Source organism: Pseudomonas sp. PONIH3, assembly GCF_002934345.1.
Classification (GTDB): domain Bacteria; phylum Pseudomonadota; class Gammaproteobacteria; order Pseudomonadales; family Pseudomonadaceae; genus Aquipseudomonas; species Aquipseudomonas soli.
Map to the genome: position 1 here is coordinate 2,044,942 of NZ_CP026386.1, position 13,038 is coordinate 2,057,979.

Annotated in this window: 13 protein-coding genes; 4 read left to right on the plus strand and 9 right to left on the minus strand. The window is 63.8% G+C overall.

The genetic code is table 11. From position 1 onward, the window contains the following. Positions 1 to 179 precede the first annotated feature (179 nt). On the plus strand, positions 180 to 1,544 hold the full coding sequence (locus C3F42_RS09250) for a glutamine synthetase family protein (protein WP_094010030.1): 1,365 nt from the start codon (positions 180 to 182) through the stop codon (positions 1,542 to 1,544). A 26-nt stretch (positions 1,545 to 1,570) separates the two neighbouring features. After that, positions 1,571 to 2,878, plus strand: coding sequence for an FAD-binding oxidoreductase (locus tag C3F42_RS09255; RefSeq protein WP_104444330.1), 1,308 nt, complete (start codon positions 1,571 to 1,573; stop codon positions 2,876 to 2,878). 158 nt (positions 2,879 to 3,036) lie between these two features. Here C3F42_RS09255 and fadD1 read toward each other — a convergent pair whose 3' ends face one another. Together fadD1 and fadD2 are read right to left on the minus strand one after the other, a co-directional pair. Further along, positions 3,037 to 4,734: a long-chain-fatty-acid--CoA ligase FadD1 gene (gene fadD1 / locus C3F42_RS09260; RefSeq protein WP_104444331.1), complete on the minus strand. Its 1,698-nt coding sequence runs from the start codon at positions 4,732 to 4,734 to the stop codon at positions 3,037 to 3,039. 355 nt (positions 4,735 to 5,089) lie between these two features. Next, entirely contained in the window at positions 5,090 to 6,778 is a 1,689-nt protein-coding gene (fadD2, locus tag C3F42_RS09265; protein WP_094010033.1) for a long-chain-fatty-acid--CoA ligase FadD2, read from the minus strand. Between the two features lie 201 nt (positions 6,779 to 6,979). Between fadD2 and C3F42_RS09270 the strand changes: the two genes are divergently transcribed. Together C3F42_RS09270 and C3F42_RS09275 are read left to right on the plus strand one after the other, a co-directional pair. Beyond that, positions 6,980 to 7,924, plus strand: coding sequence for an alpha/beta hydrolase (locus C3F42_RS09270; RefSeq protein ID WP_104444332.1), 945 nt, complete (start codon positions 6,980 to 6,982; stop codon positions 7,922 to 7,924). Between the two features lie 34 nt (positions 7,925 to 7,958). After that, a complete protein-coding gene (locus tag C3F42_RS09275) occupies positions 7,959 to 8,429 on the plus strand; it encodes a MaoC family dehydratase (protein WP_023631542.1) in 471 nt (156 codons plus the stop codon). 38 nt (positions 8,430 to 8,467) lie between these two features. Here the strand turns inward: C3F42_RS09275 and C3F42_RS09280 are convergent, their stop codons facing one another. The 7 genes from C3F42_RS09280 to C3F42_RS09310 all read right to left on the minus strand — a co-directional run bounded on the left by C3F42_RS09280 (position 8,468) and on the right by C3F42_RS09310 (position 13,015). After that, positions 8,468 to 9,706 carry an RNA polymerase sigma factor gene (locus tag C3F42_RS09280; RefSeq protein ID WP_104444333.1) on the minus strand — a complete coding sequence of 413 codons (1,239 nt, stop codon included), beginning with the start codon at positions 9,704 to 9,706 and terminating at the stop codon, positions 8,468 to 8,470. 46 nt (positions 9,707 to 9,752) lie between these two features. Beyond that, complete coding sequence (locus C3F42_RS09285) at positions 9,753 to 10,097, minus strand: YciI family protein (protein ID WP_023631072.1); 345 nt, start codon at positions 10,095 to 10,097, stop codon at positions 9,753 to 9,755. Positions 10,098 to 10,143: 46 nt separating this feature from the next. Further along, positions 10,144 to 10,569: a nuclear transport factor 2 family protein gene (locus C3F42_RS09290; RefSeq protein ID WP_104444334.1), complete on the minus strand. Its 426-nt coding sequence runs from the start codon at positions 10,567 to 10,569 to the stop codon at positions 10,144 to 10,146. Positions 10,570 to 10,702: 133 nt separating this feature from the next. Continuing rightward, positions 10,703 to 11,344, minus strand: coding sequence for a LysE family translocator (locus tag C3F42_RS09295; protein ID WP_104444335.1), 642 nt, complete (start codon positions 11,342 to 11,344; stop codon positions 10,703 to 10,705). A 74-nt stretch (positions 11,345 to 11,418) separates the two neighbouring features. Continuing rightward, complete coding sequence (locus tag C3F42_RS09300) at positions 11,419 to 11,751, minus strand: type II toxin-antitoxin system HicB family antitoxin (protein ID WP_023631069.1); 333 nt, start codon at positions 11,749 to 11,751, stop codon at positions 11,419 to 11,421. Then, entirely contained in the window at positions 11,748 to 12,002 is a 255-nt protein-coding gene (locus tag C3F42_RS09305) for a type II toxin-antitoxin system HicA family toxin (RefSeq protein ID WP_023631068.1), read from the minus strand. The genes C3F42_RS09300 and C3F42_RS09305 overlap by 4 nt, the downstream gene beginning before the upstream one ends. 44 nt (positions 12,003 to 12,046) lie before the next feature. Next, positions 12,047 to 13,015: a threonine dehydratase gene (locus tag C3F42_RS09310; protein ID WP_104444336.1), complete on the minus strand. Its 969-nt coding sequence runs from the start codon at positions 13,013 to 13,015 to the stop codon at positions 12,047 to 12,049. Positions 13,016 to 13,038 lie beyond the last annotated feature (23 nt).

Below are 13,038 nucleotides of genomic sequence, written 5' to 3' on the forward strand. Positions count from 1 at the left end.
GCGAAAATCCGCTGGTGCACATCATCCTCGCCTTCTGGGCCCTGTGGCACTGCCGCCACGCGCGCCCACCGGACACTTCGCTCACGCATCCCTGACCCTACCCGGCCACCACTGGCCGATTGACTCAGCCTGACCGCCCACCTGCGCGGCGGTCCTGCGTGCCTCAGAGCGAATCCACCATGCACTTTGCCCCTGCCGAGCAAGCCAGGCGTTTCCTGGCCGACAACCCCGATATCGACCTGATCGAACTGTTCATCCTCGACGCCAACGGCGTACCCCGTGGCAAGCTGCTGCATCGCGAGGAACTGCTGGCGGTGTTCGACAGCGGCCGCCCGCTGCCCAGCACCATCCTCGGCCTGACCCTCAATGGCGACGACGTGGAAAACTCCGGTCTGGTCTGGGACGTCGGCGACATCGACTGCCGCGCCTACCCGCTGGAGGGCAGCCTGGTGCGCCTGCCCTGGCGCCGGGTGCCGACCGCCGCCGTGCAGGTCAGCATGCACCCCAGCGAAGGCCTGCCGGCCAGCGTGGCGGATCCGCGTCATGTGCTGCTGCGGGTGATCGACGCCCTCAAGGCCGAGGGTTATCACCCGGTGATGGCCTGCGAGCTGGAGTTCTACCTGCTCGACCAGCAGCGCGACGCCCAGGGCCGCCCGCAGCCGGCGCTGGACAGCGACGGCGGCCGTCCGCGCGAGACCCAGGTCTACGGCCTGCGCGAACTCGAGCAGATCGAACCGTTTCTTGCCGACCTCTATGCCGCCTGCAAGGCACAGGGTATCCCGGCCCGCACGGCGATCTCCGAGTACGCCCCCGGCCAGGTCGAAATCACACTGGAGCACGGCGATGCGCTCCAGGCGATGGATCAGGCCGTGCGCTATAAACGCCTGGTCAAAGGCATCGCCAACGCCCACGGCATGCAGGCCTGCTTCATGGCCAAGCCGTTCACCCAACTGGCCGGCACCGGCATGCACATGCACCTGAGCCTGGCGGACGCCGCTGGCAACAACCTGTTCGCCAGCGAAGACAAGGCTGGCACCCCACTGTTGCGCCAAGCGGTGGCTGGCATGCTGCGTCACCTGCATGAGTCGTTGCTGCTGTTCTGCCCCAACGCCAACTCATTCCGCCGCTTCCAGGCCAACAGCTATGCCCCGCTGGCACCGACCTGGGGTGTGGACAACCGCACCGTCAGCCTGCGCGTGCCCGGCGGCCCGGCCAACAGCCGACATGTGGAACACCGCATCTGCGGCGCTGACGCCAACCCCTACCTGGCCGCCGCCGCGATACTTGCTGCCGCGCACCAGGGCATCCGCGAACAGCTCGATCCCGGCGCGCCGGTCGAAGGCAACGGCTATGCCCAGGCCAGCGAGTACCTGCCCACCGACTGGCTGACTGCCCTGGAAGCTCTGGAACAGTCGGCCTGGGCCAGGGAGGCGCTGGGCGAGGCCTTCCTCGGCGTGTACCTGAAGGTCAAGCGTGCCGAGTACCGCCAGTTCATGGCCGAAGTCGGCGAACAGGACTGGCGCTGGTACCTGCATCAGGCCTGACAGACGAACTACAACAAGGAACACCCATGAACGCAGCACTGAACAACAGGCCGGCCCAGCGCGCGCCGTCCTACTACAGCGCCACCCTCAATGATGCAACCGAATACCCCACGCTCAAAGGCACGGTGCAGGTCGACGTGGCGATCATCGGCGGCGGCTTCACCGGCGTGGCCACTGCGGTGGAGCTGGCCGAGCGTGGCCTGAAGGTAGCCATCGTCGAGACCAACCGCATCGGCTGGGGCGCCAGCGGGCGCAACGGTGGCCAGGTCACCGGCAGCCTGTCGGGCGACGAGGCCATGCGCACGCAGATGCGCGACCGCCTGGGCGCCGAGGTGGACGACTTCATCTGGCACCTGCGCTGGCGCGGCCACCAGATCATCGAACAGCGGGTCGAGCGCTACGGCATCCAGTGCGACCTCAAGCACGGCCACCTGCACGCGGCGATGAAACCGTCGCACATGACCGAACTGCGCGCCTTCGAGGCCGAAGCCCAACGCCGCGGCATGGGCGACCTGGTGCAATTGCTCGACCGCGAGGCCATGCAGCAGCACCTGCAAAGCCCGCTGTACCTCGGCGCGTTGAAGAACCGCCGCAACCTGCACCTGCATCCGCTCAACCTGTGCCTGGGCGAGGCCCGCGCCGCCCATGGCCTCGGCGCGCTGGTGTTCGAGAATTCCGAAGTTCTGGAGATCATCCACGGCCCCCGCCCGGCCGTGGTTACCGCCAGCGGGCGCATCGAGGCACGACAGGTGATGCTGGCCGGCGACGTCTACCACAAACTGGAAAAACGCCAACTGAAGGGCAAGATCTTCCCGGCCATGGGCGGCATCGTCACCACCGCGTCACTGGGTGACCTGGCCGACCAGATCAACCCGCAGGATCTGGCCGTGTACGACTGCCGCTTCGTCCTCGACTACTACCGTCTGACCGCCGACAAACGCCTGCTGTTCGGCGGCGGCGCCAACTACTCCGGGCGCGATTCGCGAGACATCGAGGGCGAGCTGCGCCCATGCATCGAGCGCACCTTCCCGGCGCTCAAGGGCGTGCCGATCGAGTTCAAGTGGAGCTGCGCCATGGGCATCGTGGTCAACCGTATCCCGCAACTGGGCAAGCTGTCGGACAACGTCTGGTACTGCCAGGGGTACTCCGGGCACGGCATCGCCACCAGCCACATCATGGGCGAGATCATGGCCGAGGCCTTGACCGGGACGCTGGAGAAGTTCGATACCTTCGCAGCATGCAGGCACATCAAGGTGCCGATGGGTGACTTGCTGGGCAATCCGCTGCTGGCGGCGGGGATGTGGTACTACCAGATGCTGGAGAAGCTGCGCTGAGCTTCATTTCGCAAAACAGGAGCGGCGGTGCGCCGGTGCGACTTGACCAGCGATGGCGTCGGCTCGGGCAACTACGTTGCCTGACCTGACGCTATCGCGGGGCAAGTCGCACCGGCGCACCGCCGCTCCCACGTTTCAATCCCAAACCAGGCTGCAGATCAGGCGATCTTCTTCAGCCCCTGCTTCTTCAGTTCTTCGTCACGCAGCTCGCGGCGCAGGATCTTGCCGACGTTGGTGGTCGGCAGCGCGTCGCGGAACTCGATGGCCTTGGGCACCTTGTAGCCGGTGACGTTGGCGCGCATATGTTCCATGACCTGTTCCTTGGTCAGCGTCATGCCAGGTTTGACCACGATGAATACCTTGATCACCTCGCCGGACTTCTCGTCCGGCACACCGATGGCCGCGCACTGCAACACACCCGGCAGCGTGGCGAGCACGTCTTCGAGTTCGTTGGGATACACGTTGAAGCCGGATACCAGGATCATGTCCTTCTTGCGATCGACGATGCGCATGTAGCCATCTGGCTGGATCAAGGCAATGTCACCGGTTTTAAGCCAACCATTGCCGTCGATGATCTCGGCGGTGGCATCTTCACGCTGCCAGTAACCCTTCATCACCTGTGGCCCCTTGATGCACAGCTCGCCCACCTCACCCAAGGGCAGTTCCTGGCCGTTGTCGTCGATGATCTTGCATAGGGTCGACGGCACCGGGATACCGATGGTGCCCACCTGGTTGGCCGAGATCGGATTGACCGCCGCCACCGGGCTTGTCTCGGTCATACCGTAACCTTCGCAGATGGCACAACCCGTCACCGCCTTCCAGCGTTCGGCCACGCTCATCTGCAGCGCCATGCCACCGGACAGTGTGATCTTCAGCGCCGAGAAATCGAGGTTGCGGAAAGCCTCGTTGTTACACAGGGCGACAAACAGCGTGTTAAGGCCGATAAAGCCGCTGAACTTCCACTTGCCCAGCTCCTTGACCATTGCCGGCAGGTCACGCGGGTTGCTGATCAGCACGTTGTGGTTGCCGATCAGCATCATGGCCATGCAATGGAAGGTGAAGGCATAGATGTGGTAAAGCGGCAGCGGAGTGATGAGGATCTCGCAACCTTCGTGCAGGTTCGAGCCCATCAGCGCACGGCACTGCAGCATGTTGGCCACCAGATTGCGATGGGTGAGCATCGCGCCTTTGGCCACGCCAGTGGTACCGCCGGTGTACTGCAGCACAGCAACGTCGCCGGGCTGCGGGTTGGCCTCGGTGACAGCGCCGCCCTTGCCTAGCGCCAGCGCGTCATTGAAGCGCACCGCGCCCGGCAGGTGGTAGGCCGGCACCATTTTCTTCACGTATTTGATCACGCTGTTGATCAACAGGCGCTTGAGCGGTGGCAACAGGTCGGCCACTTCGGTGACAATGACGTGTTTGACTTGGGTCTTGGGCACCACCTTTTCAGCCAGATGCGCCATGTTGGCCAGACACACCAGTGCCTTGGCGCCGGAGTCGTTGAATTGGTGCTCCAGCTCACGCGCGGTGTACAGCGGGTTGGTATTGACCACGATCAGCCCGGCACGCATGGCGCCGAAGACAGCGACAGGGTACTGCAGGACGTTGGGCAACTGGACCGCGATGCGGTCACCCGGTTTCAGGTCGGTGTGCTGCTGCAGCCAGGCGGCAAAGGCGCCGGACAAGGTATACAGCTCGCCGTAGGTGATGGTCTTGCCCAAGTTGCTAAAGGCAGGTTTGTCGGCAAAGCGTTGGCAGGATTGCTTGAGTACCGCCTGGATATTGGGGAACTCGTCAGGATTGATGTCCGCCGTGACCCCGGCTGGGTACTTATCCTTCCAAAAATGTTCGATCATGGAAGCCCGCTCCTTCAGCAACAGCGAATTCGGTACGCGACGATGCGCTTATTATTGATATGAGAGGCCGGCTCATTGCAAACCGGATCCTCTGAAAGCGCGCCGAGAGTAACAGCTTTGAAAGGGGTCGCCTAGAGGCCGAAATGGGCCGACAGGTCACAAAAATGACTCAATGAAAACTTCAGGTCATTTTTAGAGTAATTATACGAAATGTCGCAAATCCGCCTGAAAGCCCTGACCTAGAGGGGTCTGTGAAAGTGAACCTGACCTGCGATGGCGTCGACTCTGGGGGAAACTGTCGTCCAGGCTGACACAATCGCGGGACAAGTCACACGGCACACCGCCGCTCTTACTTTCAGGCGATGTCCCGCAATTCCCGACGCAGGATCTTGCCCACCGGGGTCATCGGCAGCGACTCGCGCAATACAATGTGCTTGGGCACCTTGTAGCCGGTGAAGTTGGCTTTGCAGAATGCCTTCAGCTCGTCCACGCTCACCCCGCCCGCGCGCGATACCACAAACAACTTCACCGCTTCGCCAGTACGCTCATCCGGCACGCCGATCACCGCGCAGCTGGCCACTTGCGGATGCCCCATCACCACATCCTCGATCTCGTTGGGATACACGTTGAAGCCCGAGACGATGATCATGTCCTTCTTTCGATCGACGATCCGGGTATAACCATCTGGGTCAATGACCGCGATGTCGCCGGTCTTCAGCCAGCCCTCCCCATCCAGCACCTCATCGGTGGCCCCAGGCTGCCGCCAATAGCCCTTCATCACTTGCGGGCCTTTGATACACAGTTCGCCGCGCTCACCCAAAGGCTGCTCAAGGCCGTCGTCGTCGATCACCTTGAACGCGGTGCCAGGCACTGGAATCCCCACCGTTCCAAGGCGCGCCAGTTGGCCATAGGGGTTGGTGCTGGCCGCCGGCGAGGTCTCGGTCAGCCCATAGCCTTCAACGATGCGGCACCCCGTGAGCGCCTCCCAGCGCTCGGCGGTGGCCTTGACCAGGGCGGTGCCGCCAGAATTGGTGATTTTCAGTGCAGAGAAATCCAGCGTTTTGAACCCCGGGTTATCCATAAGGGCGACGAACAGCGTATTCAGGCCTACCAACGCCGAGAACCGCCACTTGCCCAGTTCCTTGATGAACCCCGGAATGTCGCGGGGGTTGGTGATCAGCACATTGTGGTTGCCGGTCACCATCATGCACATGCAGTTCGCGGTAAACGCGTAGATGTGGTAAAGCGGCAGCGGCGCGATCATCACCTCCTGCCCTTGCTTGATCAGCGGCTGGCCATCTGGCCCGTGCTGGCCGAAACAGGCCAGTACCTGAAGCATGTTGGCCACCAGATTGCCATGGGTGAGCATGGCCCCCTTGGCCAGGCCCGTGGTCCCGCCGGTGTACTGCAGCACCGCGACATCGTCGAGTGTCTGCGCCACCGCCTGGTGACCGAGACGTTGCCCCTGGCGCAGGACGTGCTTGAACGACACCGCCTGGGGCAAATGGTAGGCCGGCACCATTTTCTTCAGCTTGTCGACCACGGTGTTGATCAGCCAGCCCTTGGCCGTCGGCAGCAAGTCGCCCATCTTCGCTTCGATCAGGTACTCGATGCCGGTGTCGGGCAGCACCTCCTGCACGCGCTTGCCAAACATGTTCAGGTACACCAGCGCGCGGGCGCCGGAGTCCTTGAACTGATGGCGCATCTCGCGCTCGGTGTACAACGGGTTGGTGTTGACCACCACCAGGCCGGCGCGCAAGGCGCCGAAAACGGCTATCGGGTATTGCAGAACGTTGGGCATCTGCACCGCGATGCGGTCGCCCGGCACCAGGTCGGTGTGCTGCTGCAACCAGCCGGCGAAGGCCGCCGAGTAACGGTCGAGGTCCGCGTAGCTCAGGGTGACGCCGAGGTTGCTGTATGCCGGCCGGTCGGCGAAGCGCTTGCAGGAGCGCTCGAAAACGTCGACGACTGACGTATAGGCATTCATGTCAATGGTGGAAGGCACGCCCGCCGGGCGCTTGTCGTTCCAGAAATCGGCTTGCATTTATTGTTGTTCCTCTACCGGGACGTCCCTGACCTGATCGCCTGATGGCAAAAAGGTGTTCAGCCGACGTTAGCAGCTCTGTCGAGGGTGGCAAATACGCCAAGTGCCGCCATTAACATTGTGAATCTCTTTTCTGCCCTTCCTGCAATAGGGCGCTTTGCGCATACACTGTTGGCGAACTTCCGCGCGCAAGGATCCGCCATGCCCCATGACGCCTTCTGGCTCCCCGCCAGCGAGCATTGCAGCCTCCATGTTCATCAATGGCTGCCCTCCACACCGCTCAAGGCCGTGGTGTTGCTGGCCCACGGCATGGCAGAGCATGCCGGGCGCTACCAGCGCCTGGGGCATGCGCTCAACGCTGCCGGCTACGGACTCCTCGCCCCCGACCTGCGCGGACATGGACGTACCGCCGAGCTGGGGAGCCTGGGCCTGTTCGCCCGCCATAATGGCTGGAATGCCGTGGTCAACGATCTGGGCCTGCTGGCCCAGCACGTCGGCCAGCAGTTCCCGGGCACCCCGCTGTTCCTGCTCGGCCACAGCAAGGGCAGCTACATCGCCCAGGCCTACCTGCTGCACCACAGCGCCAGCCTGCAAGGCGCGATCCTCAGCGGCTCGAATTTCCAGCCGGTGGCACTGTACCGGGCCGCGCGCCTGATCGCCCGCTTCGAAGCCTGGCGCCAAGGCCCCCTGGGCAAGAGCGCGCTGATCGACTGGCTGTCGTTCGGCTCGTTCAACAAGGCTTTCAAACCCAACCGCACGGCATTTGACTGGCTCAGCCGCGATGCCGAGGAAGTGGACAAGTACATCGCCGACCCCTTGTGCGGCTTTCGTTGCAGCAACCAGCTGTGGCTCGACCTGCTGCAGGGGCTGGCGCAGATCAGCCAGCCCAGGCATCTCGGGCAGATCGACCCGAACCTGCCCATCCTGGTGATCGGCGGCGAATGTGATCCGGTGAGTGCCGGCAAGCGTCTCACCCATCTGGCCGACGCCCTGCGCGCGACCGGCAACCGTCATGTACAGTTGCGCATCTACCCCGGCGCACGCCACGAAGTGCTCAACGAAACCCATCGCGACGAGGTCACCGCCGAGATCATCGGCTGGCTGGAGCAGGCGCTGGCCCTTGGCCGCCCTGCCCGCAGTGAATGATCGGCCACCTCGCCCGCCCCACAAGGAAGCCTCGATGACCCAGGTCACCAACACCCCTTACGAAGCCCTCGAAGTCGGCCAGAAAGCTGAGTACAAGAAGTCTGTCGAAGAGCGCGACATCCAGCTGTTCGCCGCCATGTCCGGTGACCACAACCCGGTGCACCTGGACGCCGAATTCGCCGCCAAGAGCATGTTCCGCGAGCGCATCGCCCATGGCATGTTCAGTGGCGCGTTGATCAGCGCAGCTGTCGCCTGCACCCTGCCTGGCCCGGGCACCATCTACCTGGGCCAGCAGATGAGCTTCCAGAAGCCGGTGAAGATCGGCGATGAGCTGACCGTGCGCCTGGAAATTCTCGAGAAGCTGCCCAAGTTCAAGGTGCGCATCGCCACCAATGTGTACAACCAGAACGATGAGCTTGTCGTCAGTGGCGAGGCCGAGATCCTCGCGCCGCGCAAGCAGCAGACGGTCGAGCTGGTCAGCCCGCCGAACTTTGTCGCCAGCTGATTCACCTAGCTGGCCATCGCGGGCACGCTGGCGATAGCTCAGCCCAGTTCGCGTAACCGCCGTTCGATATGCCGCCGTTCCGGCCCCTGGCGGGTGAGCGTCAGCGCTTGCTGCCAGGCATCCCGGGCCTGATCGAGGTTGCCCAGCTGCCGGTGCAGTTCGGCGCGCGCGGCATGGGCCAGGTGATAATCACCCAGCTCGCCGCGCTGCAGGATTGCCTCCACCGCCTGCAACCCCACCTGCGCGCCGTCCCGCCTGGCCAGCGCCGCCGCCCGATTCAGCTCCACCACCGCTGATGGCCAGTGGCGCTGCAGCACATCGTACAGGCCGATGATCTCGTCCCAATCCGTGGCCTCGGCGCAAGGCGCTTCGGCATGCACCGCGGCTATGGCCGCCTGCACGGTATACGGCCCGAAGTCGCGACTGCGCAATGCCTGCTGGACCAGCTGGCTGCCCTCATTGATCTGCCCGCGATCCCACAGGCTGCGATCCTGCTCATCCAGCAGCACCAGCTCGCCATCGGCGGTGCTGCGCGCCCTCTGCCGCGATGCCTGCAGCAGCATCAGCGCCAGCAGGCCATGCACTTCGGCATCGGGCAGCAACTGGGCCACCAGGCGCCCCAGGCGGATCGCCTCATCGGTCAGCTCGCGGGTGGTGACATCTTCGCCCGCCGAGGCCGAATAGCCTTCGTTGAACACCAGGTAGATGACCCGCAGCACGCTTTCCAGGCGCTCGGGCAGCTCGCTCAGTTCCGGCACCTGATAGGGAATCTTCGCATCGCGGATCTTGGCCTTGGCACGCACGATGCGCTGGGCGATGGTGGCCGGGCTTTGCAGGAAGGCACGGGCGATCTGCTCGGTGGTCAAGTCACACACCTCGCGCAGGGTCAGCGGTACCTGGGCGTCAGAGGCCAGTGCCGGGTGGCAGCAGGTAAAGATCAGCCGCAGACGGTCATCGGCCAGCAACGTCTGCTCGCCCGGATCGTCGGCTTCGCGTTCGAGCAACATGATCAAGTCGGCCTGGGAGCGGTCGAAACGGGCACTTCGGCGCAGCGCATCGATGGCCTTGAAGCGGCCGACAGACACCAGCCAGGCCCGCGGATTGTCGGGGATACCATCGCGCTGCCAGCGCTGCACGGCAATGAAGAAGGCATCGTGCATGGCCTCCTCGGCCAGGTCGAAGTCCCCCAGCAGGCGGATGAGGGTCGCCAGGATCCGCCGCGAATCACGGCGGTAGACAGCCTCCACCTCCTGGCGGACTTGCGCTTCCCCCACCATCAATCGGGCTTTCCCTGGTGACTCATGCGGCTTTTCTCCCGTTGCGTCAGGGCTGCAGTTCACGCACCGGCCGAACCTCGACGCTGCCCACCCGGGCTGCCGGGATGCCCTTGGCGATGTTCAGCGCCTCGTTGAGGTCACGGGCGTCGACCAGGTAGAAACCGGCCAGTTGCTCCTTGGTCTCGGCGAACGGCCCATCGGTCAGGCTCATGCGACCGGCGCGTACACGTACCGTGGTGGCCGTTTGCACAGGCTTGAGCGCCTCGGCGGCGAGCATGCGCCCGCTGCCCTGGATGGATTCGGCGTAGGCCATGCATTCGGCGTCTTCGGGGCTGTCGGGCAGGCTGTGCAACAGCGCTTCATCACAATAGACCAGGCACAGGTATTTCATGATCGTCTCCAGCAGGTCGGCTCGGTGCGGTGGGCGATGAGCGGTATCAGGGCTTGAGGTCGAACAAGGCTTTTTGCGTTTCCATGTCGAACGGCGCCGACCAATGCTCGTGGATCACTTGCCATTGACCGCCGCTGCGCCGATAGCCGACCGTGGCGCGCATGAAACCGCACTGGCTTTCGTCGTCGCCCGGGCCACAGCGGTTGAGCCAATGGGCCAGGGCCAGGTCGCCGTCGGCGTATACCTTCAGCTCTGCCAGTTCGAAGACCATCGGCCCCGTGCACATGCCCATGCACATTTCCCAGTGTGCACGGTAGGCGGCCTTGCCCTTGAATTGCAGGGCCTGGATGGCATCGAAGGCGAGAATGTCGTCGGCATAGGGTGCCACGATACGGTCCACGTCGCGCTCGCGCACGGCCTGCATCCACTGTTCGATCAATTGACGAAGTTCAATTTCGGCTGCGCTGTTCATCGGTGCTTCCTCCCAGCGTTCAACAATGATTGGCGCCGGTGCATTCCGGCGCCTTCACCCATGGTCGAACGGGAAAATGGAGAATCGACAACCCGATGAGAAAAAAGTCAGCAGCACAGAATCTCCAGAATAATCAGACCGGTACTGCCAGGATGAATTCGCGGTAACCGGAAAGCACCACGTAACCGGCGAAATAGCAGAAGATCGCCGCCGACAACAGGTACGACCAAGTCAGCAGGCGATCGCCAAGCAGTCGCCCGCCATGACTGGCGATACCGCACAACGAGACACACCAGAGCAGCCCGGCGGCAAAGAAGCCACCGAGGAACAGGCCCGCATCCAGCGCGCTGCCGGCGCCGGAGCGGGAGATCAGCACGCCGCCGACTGCGGCAAACCAGAGAATCGCGCTGGGCGATGACATGGCCAGGAAGATCCCGCGCAGGAACTCACGCCAGCCTGATTCGACCACTACCTGGCCACGCGACTCCAGGTGCCCGCCGCGCCACGCCGCCAGCAGCATCTTCACCGCGAACCACGCCAATAACGCGGAGCCCCCCAGCCACAACGTCCAACGCACGCTTTCGAACTGCAGCAAAACGGTCATGCCGGCCAGGGCCGCAATGGCGTAGATGAGATCGCCGACGCAGGTCCCCAGCCCAAGCCAAAAGCCCTGAAGAAACCCCCGCTGCATGGCCAGGGTAATCATGGCGATGTTGGCCACGCCGATGTCCAGGCACAGGGACAGGCTGAGGAGGAAACCATTGGAAAAGGGCATGGCAGGCTCGACTGCGGACGAAAGTCAGCGATTGAACCTGAATGCCCCCTGGCGGTACAGGAGGAATTTGCAGGTCAGGCCATCGCCGCCTGCTCGAAGACCTCGTCGGCCCATTGGTTCAGGCTCTTGCCGGCTACCCTGGCGGCAAGGCTGGCGGCAGCGTGCACTTCTGGGCGGATGCGCAACATGACCTTGCCCGAGGCCGGTTTTTCGGGAGTGACGCCCTGTTCGGCGCAATCGGCCAGGTAGTCGTCGAGTGCCTCACGGAACGCCTCGTGCAACGCAGGCACGGCGCTGGCGTGGAAGCTGATGATGTCCCGCAGGCCGAGCACGCGGCCGACGAAAATATCGTCACGCGCGTCGTACTCGATGCGGGCGGCATACCCTTTGTATCGCATGCAGCTCATGGTCGGACTCCCGCCCGCAGCAGGAACTCGCGGGCCTCTTCTATCTGATATCGCCTGGCGTCCTTGCCAGGATGGGGGCGGTGGCAGCGCCAGCACTGCTCGCCCAACAGCATCTTGACCCTGGAACCCTGCCGTTCCAGCACCTGGCCGCCAAGATGCAGCACCAGAGCCTCGATTTCGGCGAACGGCAATGTGGGTGTGGTCGGGGCTCTGAAGATGCTGTCCAGAATCTTGCGATATCGAGTGTTCATCGGAAAATGCTATCAAATAAAGATAGCACTTCCTTTCGACACTTTCATACAGGATCTTTCGTCCCCATCAACACCTGCGCATAGCGCCCGCGATCCACGTTCGCGCCACTGAGAACCACCGCCACCCGCTTGCCCGCCTGACGCCCACGCTCCTGCATCAGTGCAGCCAGGGCGGCGGCGCCGGCACCTTCGGCGGTGTTGTGGGTGGTTTCGTGGTAGAGGCGCATGGCTTCGGCGATCGCCTCGTCGCTCACCCGCACGATGCGTGCAGCATGCTCGCGTACCAGGGCAAAGGCGTCGGGATGCGGCACGCGGCAGGCCATGCCGTCGGCGAAGGTATCGGCGCTGGCGGTGGTGACGATGCGCCCCAGCTCGAAACTCTGGGCATAAGCGTCTGCCGCAGTGGATACCACGCCGACGATTTCAGTGGACAACCCAAGCAGGTTGCGCGCCTGGATCAGCCCACAGATGCCCGACCCCATGCCGATCGGCACGTACACGCAATCCAGGTCGGTCACCGCCTCGAACAGCTCCAGGGCGTAGGTGGCCACGCCACGCACCAGTTCCGGATGGAACGAGGGAACCATGGCAAAGCCCCGCGCATCGGCCAGGCGCGCCGCCTCTTCCCGGGCCACGTCGAAGTCCACGCCATACTCCACCAGCTCCGCGCCCAGGGCGCGCATGGCTGCGTTCTTCTCCCGTGAATTGCCCTCCGGCACCACGATCACCAGCGGCAAACCAGCCTGGCGCGCCGCCAGGGCCATGCTCTGGCCGTGATTGCCGCGCGTGGCGGTAACCAGGCCACGGGGGACTGCGCCACTGGCCAACAGCGAGCGGACATAGACCAGCCCGCCGCGCACCTTGAAGGCCCCCGTGGGCGCATGGTTCTCGTGCTTGACCCACAGCTGGCAACCCAGCCGCTCGGCCAGCAGCGGCCAGGCGTGCTGTGGGGTCGGCGGCACGTGCTGGTGAACGAAAGCGGCGGCTTCGCGCAGGGCGGGCAAGTCGAACATGGCGAACGTCCTTCATCGGTATG

Bases quoted from the DNA above. Each gene is read 5' to 3' on its own strand.
- C3F42_RS09250 (WP_094010030.1), top strand. From the start codon at position 180: ATGCACTTTGCCCCTGCCGAGCAAGCCAGGCGTTTCCTGGCCGACAAC.
- C3F42_RS09255 (WP_104444330.1), top strand. From the start codon at position 1,571: ATGAACGCAGCACTGAACAACAGGCCGGCCCAGCGCGCGCCGTCCTAC.
- fadD1 (WP_104444331.1), bottom strand. From the start codon at position 4,734: ATGATCGAACATTTTTGGAAGGATAAGTACCCAGCCGGGGTCACGGCG.
- fadD2 (WP_094010033.1), bottom strand. From the start codon at position 6,778: ATGCAAGCCGATTTCTGGAACGACAAGCGCCCGGCGGGCGTGCCTTCC.
- C3F42_RS09270 (WP_104444332.1), top strand. From the start codon at position 6,980: ATGCCCCATGACGCCTTCTGGCTCCCCGCCAGCGAGCATTGCAGCCTC.
- C3F42_RS09275 (WP_023631542.1), top strand. From the start codon at position 7,959: ATGACCCAGGTCACCAACACCCCTTACGAAGCCCTCGAAGTCGGCCAG.
- C3F42_RS09280 (WP_104444333.1), bottom strand. From the start codon at position 9,706: ATGGTGGGGGAAGCGCAAGTCCGCCAGGAGGTGGAGGCTGTCTACCGC.
- C3F42_RS09285 (WP_023631072.1), bottom strand. From the start codon at position 10,097: ATGAAATACCTGTGCCTGGTCTATTGTGATGAAGCGCTGTTGCACAGC.
- C3F42_RS09290 (WP_104444334.1), bottom strand. From the start codon at position 10,569: ATGAACAGCGCAGCCGAAATTGAACTTCGTCAATTGATCGAACAGTGG.
- C3F42_RS09295 (WP_104444335.1), bottom strand. From the start codon at position 11,344: ATGCCCTTTTCCAATGGTTTCCTCCTCAGCCTGTCCCTGTGCCTGGAC.
- C3F42_RS09300 (WP_023631069.1), bottom strand. From the start codon at position 11,751: ATGAGCTGCATGCGATACAAAGGGTATGCCGCCCGCATCGAGTACGAC.
- C3F42_RS09305 (WP_023631068.1), bottom strand. From the start codon at position 12,002: ATGAACACTCGATATCGCAAGATTCTGGACAGCATCTTCAGAGCCCCG.
- C3F42_RS09310 (WP_104444336.1), bottom strand. From the start codon at position 13,015: ATGTTCGACTTGCCCGCCCTGCGCGAAGCCGCCGCTTTCGTTCACCAG.